The sequence below is a fragment of the Bacillus sp. SIMBA_154 genome (genome assembly GCF_046536015.1).
GTDB classification, from domain to species: domain Bacteria; phylum Bacillota; class Bacilli; order Bacillales; family Bacillaceae; genus Bacillus; species Bacillus pumilus_P.
In genome coordinates this window covers 1-248 of record NZ_JAWJBV010000516.1, presented here as the reverse complement: position 1 = coordinate 248, position 248 = coordinate 1, and the positions used below count along the sequence as shown (strand labels likewise).

The following is a 248-nucleotide window of genomic DNA, read 5'->3' as shown; positions in this document are numbered from 1 at the left end:
TCTGTAGTGCGGTGTCTCGGCCTATAGCTTTAAGCAACTCAGGCGTACCGACGAAGTGCGCTAATGTGCCAATGCGTTGCACACCATCGACCACCTCCCAAGTGGAGTCCGGATTTGTAGCCATAAATAGGCTTTGAATCGGAATACCAAGGAAAGCTGATTCGATTAGTTGCGACTGACGTTCCAGGCCCCAAACAAACTGACGCTGGTACTCGGGGGGGACAAAGATATGTCCAGCCTCATACATG

General features: G+C 51.2%; 1 protein-coding gene. It reads right to left on the bottom strand.

The features are described 5' to 3' along the window. The coding region (locus tag R0K30_RS22970; RefSeq protein WP_410613278.1) for a DUF262 domain-containing protein at nucleotides 1-248 on the bottom strand (248 nt) is incomplete at both ends.